Here is a 12,222-nt window from a genome sequence, read left to right as displayed (position 1 = left end):
AAATTCGCACCTGCATTTAGCGGGGTAGCAAGAGTGGCTTTATCTTAGAATTATCGTGCAAAAAGTTATTTCAGGTCAGTGCGATCCCTTGCCGAAGGTGCAGTTGGGATACCTGCACTCGGGACAAGCCCGGCAGAGCCCGCCGCAGGCCAGCGCCACGATGTCCTTGCGGGTTACCCGTTCGCCTGCCAACAGGCGCGGCAGCATTAAATCTACGATGGTCACTTTAAAAAACATGCCGCAGGCCGGTACCCCCATGACGGGGATATCTCCCAGGTAGGCCAGCATAAACATCGCACCGGGCAGCGCGGCGGCGCCGTATTTTTCCACTTTGGCTCCCACCAGCCGAATGGCATGCGGGGTAACATCGTCGGGATCGACAGACATGCCCCCCGTTACAAAGATGATATCCGCCCCGTCCGAGGCCATTTTGTTGATCTTGGCGGCTATTATTTCTGCGTTGTCAGGAGCAAAATCTATCCCTAATATTTCTGAACCGAATGCTTCCACTTTCTCGGTAATGACCGGGCCGAAACCATCCCGGATGCGCTTTTTATATACTTCGCTCCCGGTAATGACCGCGCCTACTTTTAATTTTCGAAAGGGCAGCACTTTAATTACCCAGCCGGCCTGCCGGCAGATGTTCTCAGCCGTTAAAACTGTTTTTTCCGGTACCACCAGAGGTATTACCTTGGTCCCTGCCAGCATTTCACCCTCTTTGACTACTGTATTGTCAGGCAGGGTTGATAAAATGACGTCGGGCAGTTCGTTAATCGCTTCCAGGGCGGGGATATTGATTTTTAAAAGCCCGCCGGAAGCGGCATACATATTAACGCGGCTTTCCTTGGGGCCCTGCCAGGTTACGCAGTCACCGGAGACAGCTTTTCCCAGACGGATCCCGGCTTCATCTTCATGAATATCGCTGTTTTCAAGATCTAAGATATAGATGTTTTCCTTACCCAGCTTTAACAGCTCCGGTACGTCTTCTTGCTTTATGATGTGCCCTTTTTTATAAAGAGCTCCCTTTGATTCCCCTTTCACAATTTTGGTGATATCATGGCTGAGCACCTTTCCTACAGCTTCTTCCACCTTAATCGCCTGCAGCTTCATCTATTTCACCCCTTGAGAGTACCTTCAGCATATGCAATTAAGCCTGAGCTCATAATGCTTTTAATTGATAAGTTCAAATAACTTTTCTTCATTGTTGTTAATTTGCCTTACCATATTTTTTTTGCACAAATAGTTTAGATGGCTTATTGCTTCAGTTGTAGCAAAATATTTTTGGGTTACCGGGAACTGCTCCCAGGAAGAGTATGTTACTTCCCATGTCATTTGACTGGCCACCTGATAAGCATTCATTTTACCTTTGTATAAAATATTTAATATCTCAATAAGCCTAATATCATGATGCTGCCTTATCTCATTTATTCTTTTATGGACGTTATTAATAATCTTCCTGTGTGCAGGTAAAGTTAGGTTTGTTTCTAATTGATCAATTCTAACGAGGCTGTTCAAATAATCTCTTAGTGGATTTGAGGACCATTTTATAATATTTATGGCAGGAGTAATTTCGTCCAGCACATGATCACCGGAAAATAGAATTTTCTTGTTTGCTTCATAAAGACACATATGTCCCGGACTGTGTCCGGGAGTTGCTATACATTTAAAAATGTAATCGTCTACTTGTATTGTGTCATTTTCTTTAACAGTATTAAAAACTTGCTTTCTGCCCAAGTGATATTTTCTGGCTGGATGTTCTTCGATAGCACACTCAAGCTCCTCTAACGGAAATCCTTGTTTGCTTAGTAATTCATGCATTTCAGATAGGAAAACACCTGATACACCATAGTTAATGAGTTCAGCATCTATACCGCTGCAATAGACCTTAGATTTATCTGTAGCTAAAAATGCTACAAGACCGGAATGATCAGCATGCAGGTGGGTAATAAAGAGATCCGTTTTATTTAAATCAACTTCCAGCTTTTTAAGCCCTTCATACATTGCCTTTCTGCATTCCTCTTGATTGAAGCCGGTATCTATAAGCAGGTTGCGCTCCCTTCCTTTAATAAGGTAAGAGTTTAAATACTTTAGGGGATTCCTGGGGAGGGGAATTTCTATTCTATAAATGTCAGGATAAATTTCTTCAATCATTTTAACCAACTCCAACCATATCTTCATTGCACTGGTGGAACAGTATTCAACAATTAAAACTTTTATGCTGTAAATTCATTAGGTATCACACATACTCCCCTGTCAGGAAAATATAGTGGGGGTGGACTGGGATAGCCCTTGTTATTCCGGTCCACCCCCAATGTTCAGATCAGAAGCTCAATTAGATCAGGCCCACGGGACCTGCAAGCACCAAAATCGCAATTGTCATTAATATTGCCCACAGTATACTGGCAGGACATCCGCCTTTAAAGAAGTCTTTCATGTTGTAATAACCAGATGGATAGGTGATAAGAGGGACTGGATCAAGTGGTATCAGCATTGCTGAAGAAACGGTGAAAGCCATGGGTACAATCAGTAATGCCGGACTCATACCGGAGGTGGCAGCAAAAGCCGCAAGTGAGGGTACCATGATTGAAACAATGGCCGGGTTGACAGGTACCAACAGGTGGATCAAGATTGTAAAGATAACTACAAAAAGCACAACTACTAACATGGAAGCGCCTGCTATACCTTGCAGTGCTGATTGTGCCAGCCAGGCAGCTGCTCCCGACTTCCACAAGGCCGTTCCAAGGGAGCTAGCGGCGCCGATAAGAAGAATAGTATTCCAACCAATCTTGTTTTTCGTACCATCCCAGGTCAGCAGATCTATCCCTGGCAGGAAAAATAGTACCGCACCAATTGTGGTCGAAGCAGCAATAGGAACGCTATGAAGTTTCCCTTCAGTAAACCACGTAACAAGAAGAATCAAGAAAATAACAATAAACTTAACTTCTTTTGCTGTAATGGGACCTAGTGCCTTATAATCTTGTTCTATTTCCGCTATGCCTTCAAGGTGTTCTATTTCCGGTTTGAATACCCAGCTCAAAATTAACCAGGTAAGCGGCAGGGTAACAATAACAAAGGGGATACCCAAGCCAGACCACTGGGTAAACGTTACATCAATATTTACTGATGACTTAAGCAGTCCTATGGCCAGCACGTTCAATGAAGAACCTGCCGGTGTTGCAACACCGCCGATTAAGGAAGCGAATGGAATACCAATCATCATACTCTTACCAAAATTACTGGAGCCGGCTAAACAATTGTTTTTCTTCAGCAGGGCCAGCCCGATGGGGAAGAATGCCGCGCATGCCGGAACGTCGGAAATAACTGTTGATACTAAAGCGGTGGCCACCATTAAGTATAAAAGCGCCTTTTTAGGATTGCCACCGGATAGGACAGTTAATTTCATGGATATTCTATTACTAAGTCCGCTAAACTCCAAAGCAAATGCCAGGAAGAACGATGAAAGGACAAAAAGCAGGGTAGGTGTAGCAAAGTTCGCTACAGCGGTGTTCACATCTGTAATACCAATCAAGGCCTGAAGGAATACAAACAACAAAGCTGACATGGCTATCGGTACAACTTCAGTTATCCAGGTAATGACCACAACAACCATTAACGCTATCGCTTTAAGACCTATAGGCTCTAGCCCGGCAGGGCAGGGTAGGCTAGATAGGATAAAATACAAAATAATTAAGCCTATAACCCAAATAACCTGCTTTTGAGTTTTATCCATTGTTTTTCCTCCTATCTGTTTTGTCCTAATTTTTAATGCAACAATATATTTTATAAATCCTTGTTAAATATTGAACTTGTACTTTCACCCCTCTCATTTAAATAATAATTTTAATCACGATATGAGAGACAAAGAACATCTCTCATATCGTGATTCTTATAATTTATTTACCTTCTGCTTCTTTTTTCTTCTTTTCCTGTATGGCTCGCCATACATGTTCATAATTTAGTGGTAACTTATTAACACTTGCGCCAACAGCGTCAACAATCGCGTTTCTGAAACAACCCATGGTCGGGTTCGTCGAGCCTTCGCCCACTTCTTTGACGCCCCATGGCGCGACCGGCTCATAACTTGGGACCCGGAAGGTGTTTACATGGGGCATATCCAGAGCCGTCGGCATAAGATATCCACCCAGGCTGCCATTAACGATCTTGCCATTTTCGTCAAACTGGACTTGCTCCCAAATTGTTTCACCCACGCCCATATACAGGGAGCCGTGAACCTGACCTTCCATCAGTACCGGGTTCATCACCTTGCCGCAGTCATGGACATCCCAGAATTCTTTGCAATCAATCTTGCCGGTTTCTTCATCGATTTCCACTTCAGCGCCCTGGACGTTGAAACTGTAAGCCGGTGATGTACCGACAGCAGCTCCCTTGTGATAGCCGCCTGTACGGTGCACTGTGTAAACGCCGGTCGCAACCAGTGGTCCTTTCAGTTTGAAGTAACGGCTGGCCACTTCTTCAAAGGTAAGCGTTGGAACTTTGGGACGGGACTTGGAGAAAATGACACCTTCAACACAATCGATATCCATATCTTCGTTAGGCAGGTTCATCATGAAGGCGGCCGTCTCGAGAATTGCAGCCTTGATTTTCTCTCCCGCCCGTTTGACGGCCCACCCTGAAAACAGGGTCTGCCGACTGGAATAAGCCCCGAAATCGAGTGGCGTGGTTTCGGTATCACCGGCCACTATTTTCATGTTTTCATAACGGTAGCCCATGGCTTCAGCCGCCATTTGGCACAGGACGGTGTTGGAACCCTGGCCGATCTCGGCTGACATCGTATAAAGCGTGGCTGAAGTGCCGTCTTCGTTTACTCTGATCATGCAGGAAGCTGAAGGCCAGTCATTACGGTAGATGGGATACCCCGCTCCGGTTACGAAGGAACCGGTGGCAATGCCAATCCCTCTGCCTTTCGGCAAGCCATTTTTCTTTTTCTCCCGCCAGTTCATCATTTCGGCGGCTTTTTCCAGACAAGCCGTCAATTCACAAGACTGGATCCCGAAGCCATTGACGGTGGTGGTATTAGGCTTCCGCGCGTTGATCAGGCGGATATCCACAGGGTCAATGCCCAAATCTTTGGCTATGTTGTCCAAATGGCTTTCAAAAGCATATTTGGGCTGGGGAGCTCCGTGCCCGCGGTGGGCGCCGCAGGCCGGCATGTTGGTATACATCCGGTAGCAATCGAATTTGTAGTTATCGAATTCGTAGGTCAGCGGGAGCAGAGCCCCGGCATAGTATGCGGTAGCAATCCCCAAACTGGTGTAAGCCCCGCCGTCCAGCAGGAAATTGGTGTGACAGCCGAGGATTTTGCCGTTTTTGTCCACTCCGGTAGTGATTTCATAGGTACCCTGGTGACGGCCGCGGTTATGCTGGAACATTTCCAGGCGGTCATAGGACATCAATACCGGACGGCCCGTGACTTTTGAAAGCACCGACCCGCAAAATTCCAAACCGGTAGGTTCAAGCTTGCCGCCAAAACCCCCGCCGACATAAGGCATAACTATCCGCACCTGGCCCATTTTTAACCCGAATTCACGGGCTACATAGTACTGGAAGTAGTGAGCTGACTGAGTGCTCGGGTATATGGTGATCTTGTCTTCCTTCCAGATACACATGGCGGAATGGCGTTCAATAGGACACTGGTAAGCTCGCACGCCAGAAAACACATCTTTGCGTACATGATAGGCCTCTTTAAAGGCTTTCTCAAGGTCTCCGAACTCCTGGTGGATTTCAGTGTTTATATTACGTGGATAATTTTCATGGACCAAAGGCATACCCTCATCCATGGCGTGCCTGTAGTCAAGCACCGCAGGCAGGACTTCGTATTCAACCTTGATCGCTTTCATTGCCTTGTAACAGGTTTCTTCATCGACACAGGCGACAGCGGCAACTTTATCGCCAACATACCTGACTTTGTCAATGCATAAGATGTTTTCATCCCAACGGGCCGGGCTAATCCCGTATTTTAAATCAGGTACATCCTTAGAAGTGATTACTGCCTTAACACCGGGGATTTTTTCGGCCTCGGAAGTGTCAATGCTCAGAATCTTGGCATGGGCGTGCGGGCTATATAAAATTTTGCCGTATAGCATATTGGGGAATTTGAGATCCCCGGCATATTTGGCAGCTCCGGTAGCCTTTTCCACACCGTCAAGTCTGGGTTTTGATTTTCCGACAACGGCATACTCCGGTTTCATATCAAAGTGTAGTTTTTTGTTGTCTAATGTGAACTGGTATTTGCTAACATTAGTTTCGTTACTCATCAATGCTCACCCCTTTATTATCAAGTAACGGTACATCTTGTCCGGAAGCGGCCAAGATGGCCTTAACGATATTGACGTAACCAGTGCAGCGGCACAGGTTGCCGGCAATGGCCTCACGTACTTCGTGTTCGGTGGGCTTGGGGTTTCTTGTAAGCAATGCTTTGGCCGAGAGGATCATGCCGGGGGCACAGTAACCGCACTGGAAAGCCCCGTATTCAATAAATTTCTCCTGAACGATGTCAAGCTTGTTGGTGGAGGCGACCCCTTCAATAGTGGTAAATTCTTGTCCATCTGCTTCAACGGCCAACAAAAGGCAGGAGTTAACCGGTTTTCCATTCTTCAGTACGGTGCACGAGCCGCAGTCGCCCAGTTCGCAGCCTCTTTTGGTACCAGTAAGGTCCAGGTCGTCCCGCAGGAAGTTAACCAGCAGAGTGTTGGCTTTAACTAACCTTGTATATTCGTCACCGTTAACCTTGATAGTTATCAGATAGTTCTTTCTTCCTTGTTTGTCTATAACAACATTTGACATATTTATCCCTCCTTTCTTTATACGTGCCCCTCATTGATAGCTTTTCGTAATGATCGCTTGGTAAAGACACCTACCAGGTTGCGGCGGTACTCAGCAGATGCCCGGTAGTCGGAAATCGGCTTGCACTCCTCAGCGGCTATACTGCCGGCTTCAGCTAACAGTTCATCAGTAATCTTCTTCCCTTTCAGGAAGGCTTCGGCTTTTTTAGCCCGCATAGGCGTTGGAGCAACTGCGCTTAAGACTACGCGAGCATCCTTGATAACACCATTTTCAACGCATACAGCAGAAGCCACCCCGGCAACTGCTAAAGCGCCTGCCGCGCGGAGCCCAAACTTAATGTAGGTGCTGCCGGTCGTTTTTTGATCAGGGATAACCACTTCGGTGATGACTTCGTCCGGAGCCAAACAAGTCGTATTGGGACCCGTAAAGACGTCTTCCAGCGCTAAACTGCGCTCTCCATTAACACCTATCACATTAACAGTTGCGCCAAGGGCGATCAGAATGGGCGGCAGGTCGGCGGAAGGAACGGCGTTACAGATATTGCCGCCAACAGTACCAGCATTGCGTACCTGGTTTTGCGCCATTTGCTTGGCCGCTCCCGGTATGGATGGAAACTTTTCAGCTAGCAATTCGGAATAAACCAAATCATTATGCGTTGCTCTGGCCCCAATCACAACACCTTTGCCGGGTACGTATTCAATTTTCTTTAGTTGATCCATGTTCTTTATTGAAACAAGAACTTCCGGCGCTAATAACTCATTTTTCATTTTGACAATAACGTCGGTACCACCGGAAATCAGTTTAGCACGAGAACCAAACTGCGAGAGCAGCTGGCAAACCTCAGCTAGACTATCCGGTGAGTAATATTCAAAATCTGGCAAGTACACTATCTCTCCACCTCTCTTTAAATTAATAGTAACAAGTTTTGCTATACATCATTTTCGCCGCTATAATTTTTCTGCATCACCCTCCCTTTAAAATACACATCGCATATTTCCTGATTAGATAACTATCAAAAACCTCATTATCCGCACCCATTAAAAGCTAATAATAATAAGATTAGCTAGTTTATTTTACGCTCCTATAATTTCCTTGAGTTTCCCCCATTTAGGCTCAAATATCTCCTGGGGCATCTCTTTTAAGTTGGGAGATATTCTAGGCCTGAATTCCATAGCGGCAATAACGTCTTTTTCCACATCAAGACCAGGCGCAATTTCAATCAGGGTTACCTCACCATCTTCCAGGGCAAAGACAGCACGCTCAGTGACATATAACACTTTTTGTCCGTTTTGCTGTGAGTACTTGCCGCTGAAGGTAACCTGGGTAACTCTCGGCACGAATTTTTTGATATTGCCTTCTTTGACAATATGGATCGTGCCGTCCTTTACCTCATATTCCGCACCGGCGGTCATGGTGCCGACGAAAACCACTTTCTTGGAGGTTGACGAGATATTAACAAAGCCGCCCGGCCCAACTACCCTGGTCCCAAACTTACTGACGTTGATGTTGCCCTCTTTATCTGTTTGGGCAGACCCCAGGAAGCATATATCAAGCCCTCCGCCGTCATAAAAATCAAACATACTCGGATGCTCAATGGTACATTCCGAGTTCCAGGTTGACGGGAAATCATCACCTTTAGCTGGCATCCCGCCAAAGTTACCCAACTCTGTGGTGAGTGTCATCACGTCAGTTACGCCTTCCTCTGCGGCCACACTGGCAACTCCGTCAGGCATTCCGATGCCCATGTTGACAACAGCCCCGGGCCGCAGTTCCATAGCCGCCCTGCGGCCAATAATCTTGCGTTCATCAAGCGGAAGAGGGGGTACACTGCCCAAAGGTGTCCTGATATCTCCACAAAGAGCGGGATTAAGGTAGGTTTGTTTCGTTTGCAGGTGATTTTCCGGTTTGGAAACAACAATATAATCCACAAGAACCCCAGGCACCTTTACGGTCTTAGGATGAAGCGTGCCGGGTTTGCTCACGTATTGCACCTGGGCAATGACGATTCCGCCGCATGCTTTTGCCGCCATGGCTAATTGCAGGGATTCCAAAAACAAACATTCTTTATCCATCGTAAAATTGCCGTTTTCGTCGCAGGTGGTGCCCCGGATAACGGCTACATCAATTTTGAAGGGCTTATAGTACAAATACTCTTCCCCTTCAAATTCAATCAGTTTCACCATATCATCCTTGGTGATTTCATTAACCTTGCCGCCCTCTAAACGGGGATCGACATAAGTACCCAATCCCACTTTTGTGAGCACACCCGGTTTCTTCCCGGCTATTTGCCGCCACAGGTGGGTCATGACTCCCTGCGGAATCAGGTGGCATTCAACCTTATTGTCAAGAACCAACGCACCCAACTTGGGAGACTCGCCTATATGCCCCCCCACGTGCTTTCTGACCATACCCTCGTAGCCAAAATGGTTAAATCCTCTTTCCTTATGGTCGCCGCAGCCGCAGCTGTGAGTAATCCAAAGATCTCTTGGATGTCCGGTCTCAAGGAAGCGTTTCTGCATGGCAATTGCCACTTCTTCGGCAAAGCAGCATAACCCGGCTGTAGTCCATGCTACGCATGCACCATCTGGAATTGCCGCCGCGGCCTGCTCAGGAGTAACAACTTTGGACATTGATCTTTCTCCTCTCCAAATTTAATCAAAAAATAGCTTATATAAATTTAGCGATCTTAAAAACCACCTCACTTTATATGTGGTTGACTTAAGTCAGCTTTACTCCACATCAACCTAATAAATCCAAATAAATTATTTCTCACGCATTCATTTGTCGTAATATTTTTAGATAAAGCAATCTTTAGCTACACCGAAACATTACAACTAGTTATTATGTTTTTATCTTACCATCCACTATTAAACAAAGTGAAATATCTGTTAGTAATTGCACTAATTAGTTCTGCTTATTAATAAACGGATACAAAATGCAGTTTTCGCTTCAACTTTAATCCTTAAAAGCCTATATTATCCCCAATTTTAACTAGCTAAAGCAATAAAAACTACTATTTGCACGCAAAGTTCAACCATACCGGTTTAACGGTCTATAAATCATTGTGCTATGGGCATAAACTCCGAAATTTTACAACATTGGACATCAACACGGAATAAAGCACAACACTCTTTACACTATATGATTTGTTAGCAATATAGAGAGGCACGTATAAATTATTTTCTTAAAACAAACCTATGGCAGGGGCGATCACCATGATCACAGCGGTTATTACAATGCACCAAAGGATAGAGATGATCCATCCAGATTTAAAGAAATCCACCATAGTATAATAGCCCGATGCATAGGTAATGAGAGGTACGGAATCAAGTGGCAACAGAAAAGCTGAGTGCACGGCTTGAGCCATGGGAATAACCAGTGCTAAAGGCGAACCCATGCCTATAGTGGCGGCATAACCCACCAGGGCCGGTACCATGATGGAGATAATGGCAGGGTTGACAGGTAACAGAAGGTGGATCAGGGTTGTAAAGATAACCACAACAAGAACAACCACAACCAGAGAGACGCCTTGTGTCCAGCTCAATGCGCCATTAGCCATCCAGGTGGCTGCACCAGATTTCCAAAAGGCCGTACCTAATGAGCTGGCTGCACCGATAAGTAGGATAATATCCCAACCTATCCTATGTTTCGTATTTTCCCAGCTCAGTAAATCTATCCCTGGCAGGAAGAAAAGTACCGCACCAAACGTGGCCGAAGCCGGCAGGGGTATTTTATGAATCGATTCTGTGAACCAGGTAATCAGCAAAAGTGCAAAGATCACTATAAACTTGATTTCTTTTGCTGAAATGTGACCCAAAGCCTGATAATCTTTTTGGATATCTTCTATACCAATCAGACGCTCCAACTCCGGTGGGAATACGAAAGTCATAATCTTCCAGGTGAGGGGCAGCGCTATAATAACGATGGGAATACCGATGGCCGCCCATTGAAGGAATGTGATGTCTATATTCGCTGTGGACTTCATCAGGGACAGCGCCAATACATTCAATGAAGATCCTGCCGGTGTTGCAGCCCCGCCAATTAAGGAGGCTACGGGAATACCAATCATCATAGCCTTGCCTAAATTACTGGAGCCCACTTTACAATTGTTTTTCCGCAAAAGGGCCAGTCCGATGGAGTAAAATGCCGCACATGCCGGGACGTCGGAAATAACCATTGACAACACAGCGGTGGCTGCCATTAAGTAGAACAACGCTTTCTTAGGACTACCTCCTGAAAGGACCGTCAATTTCAAAGAGATTCGATTGTTTAGACCGCTCACATCCAAAGCAATTGCCAGGAAAAATGAGGAAAGAACAAAGAGCAGGGTTGGATTGGCAAAGTTCCCTACTGCCGTGCCCACGTCTGCAATACCAATCACGGACTGGAGGAATACAAACAACAATGATGCTATGCCTATCGGGATAATTCCAGTTACCCAGGTAATTACTACAATAAGCATTAATGCCAAGGCTTTTTGTCCTACGAGGGAGAGACCATTTGGAGTAGGTAAATTGATTAAAACAAAATATATGACTACTATTGCAATTAACCAAATAGCCCTTTTCCTGGTAACAATACCTACAGTACTTGCTTTTGTTTCTGACTGCATTGGTTTCTCCTTTCGTTTCTGATTTTCAGGAAGTAATGGAAAATAGGAATAAAGCTACCCGATGTATCCCGCCAGTACTAGGTTGATCACCACCCTCCCTTATTATAAAAAGAGACGAACGCCCGCCTCTCCCATCTATAATCTGCGGATTCCAGCTGCTCACATAATTTTTCCCACAACAAAGAGAGCACCAGAAATGTACAGACACAAAATCTTTTATCGAAAAGCAAATGGATATCAAAGTTTGAACCTTGTTGAACTAATATAGACATGCTTAATAGACGTAATATACACGATTAAATAATCTAATCTGACCACGCCTACAGCAATTTGCAACAATGCAAGAACCTCGAAACCGATATTTGATTATTTCGGAAACAGTAATTTCAATACCTTGAATAATAAACCTTAATAACTTGCCCCTAATAAAAACGGATTACCTGTTTTTAGGTTTAAGAATTTATTAAATAGCTTGTTTTAGTGTGATAGATTCGAGTACATAGCATTGTAATGCTTTCCATATTAATACATCTAACTTATTGATTTTATCTTACCATCCATAAATGATTAAAGTGAAATATGCGTTTGCGATTGCATTAATTAGTTCTGCTTATTAATATGTCTTAGATACATCATGATGAGTTTACTGAAATAGCTAAAAAAATGCTTAACCCTAGTCCTGTGGCCTATTTAAACAGGGTAATCATTTTCTAATGGAGGGAGGCAATATATTAAATACACCTAATAGCTACCTAAAATACAACTTGAATTACCACTCTGCATATGGCAGAATATTGACAGCAAAA

The 12,222-nt window shown here is 44.9% G+C and carries 8 protein-coding genes; all 8 read right to left on the bottom strand.

Annotation, left to right across the window (positions count from 1 at the left end; translation table 11 throughout):
* Positions 1 to 75: 75 nt before the first annotated feature.
* The 8 genes from Psch_RS16190 to Psch_RS16155 all read right to left on the bottom strand — a co-directional run bounded on the left by Psch_RS16190 (position 76) and on the right by Psch_RS16155 (position 11,416).
* Positions 76 to 1,110, bottom strand: coding sequence for a molybdopterin-binding protein (locus Psch_RS16190; protein ID WP_190258906.1), 1,035 nt, complete (start codon positions 1,108 to 1,110; stop codon positions 76 to 78).
* Positions 1,111 to 1,170: 60 nt separating this feature from the next.
* Positions 1,171 to 2,151, bottom strand: coding sequence for an MBL fold metallo-hydrolase (locus Psch_RS16185; RefSeq protein ID WP_190258905.1), 981 nt, complete (start codon positions 2,149 to 2,151; stop codon positions 1,171 to 1,173).
* A 181-nt stretch (positions 2,152 to 2,332) separates the two neighbouring features.
* Positions 2,333 to 3,730 (bottom strand): SLC13 family permease, encoded by a 1,398-nt coding sequence (locus tag Psch_RS16180; RefSeq protein WP_190258904.1) that lies wholly within the window; start codon positions 3,728 to 3,730, stop codon positions 2,333 to 2,335.
* Positions 3,731 to 3,893: 163 nt separating this feature from the next.
* A complete protein-coding gene (hcrA, locus tag Psch_RS16175; RefSeq protein ID WP_243124183.1) occupies positions 3,894 to 6,275 on the bottom strand; it encodes a 4-hydroxybenzoyl-CoA reductase subunit alpha in 2,382 nt (793 codons plus the stop codon).
* A complete protein-coding gene (locus tag Psch_RS16170) occupies positions 6,268 to 6,804 on the bottom strand; it encodes a (2Fe-2S)-binding protein (protein WP_190258903.1) in 537 nt (178 codons plus the stop codon). The genes hcrA and Psch_RS16170 overlap by 8 nt, the downstream gene beginning before the upstream one ends.
* A 17-nt stretch (positions 6,805 to 6,821) precedes the next feature.
* The gene (locus Psch_RS16165; RefSeq protein WP_190258902.1) at positions 6,822 to 7,691 is read right to left on the bottom strand and encodes an FAD binding domain-containing protein; all 870 of its coding nucleotides are present in this window, start codon (positions 7,689 to 7,691) and stop codon (positions 6,822 to 6,824) included.
* Positions 7,692 to 7,877: 186 nt separating this feature from the next.
* A complete protein-coding gene (locus Psch_RS16160; RefSeq protein WP_190258901.1) occupies positions 7,878 to 9,434 on the bottom strand; it encodes an acyl CoA:acetate/3-ketoacid CoA transferase in 1,557 nt (518 codons plus the stop codon).
* Between the two features lie 554 nt (positions 9,435 to 9,988).
* Complete coding sequence (locus tag Psch_RS16155; RefSeq protein WP_190258900.1) at positions 9,989 to 11,416, bottom strand: SLC13 family permease; 1,428 nt, start codon at positions 11,414 to 11,416, stop codon at positions 9,989 to 9,991.
* Between the last annotated feature and the right edge of the window lie 806 nt (positions 11,417 to 12,222).

The organism is Pelotomaculum schinkii (genome assembly GCF_004369205.1).
Classification (GTDB): domain Bacteria; phylum Bacillota; class Desulfotomaculia; order Desulfotomaculales; family Pelotomaculaceae; genus Pelotomaculum_C; species Pelotomaculum_C schinkii.
This window is presented reverse-complemented; position numbering and strand designations above follow the sequence as displayed.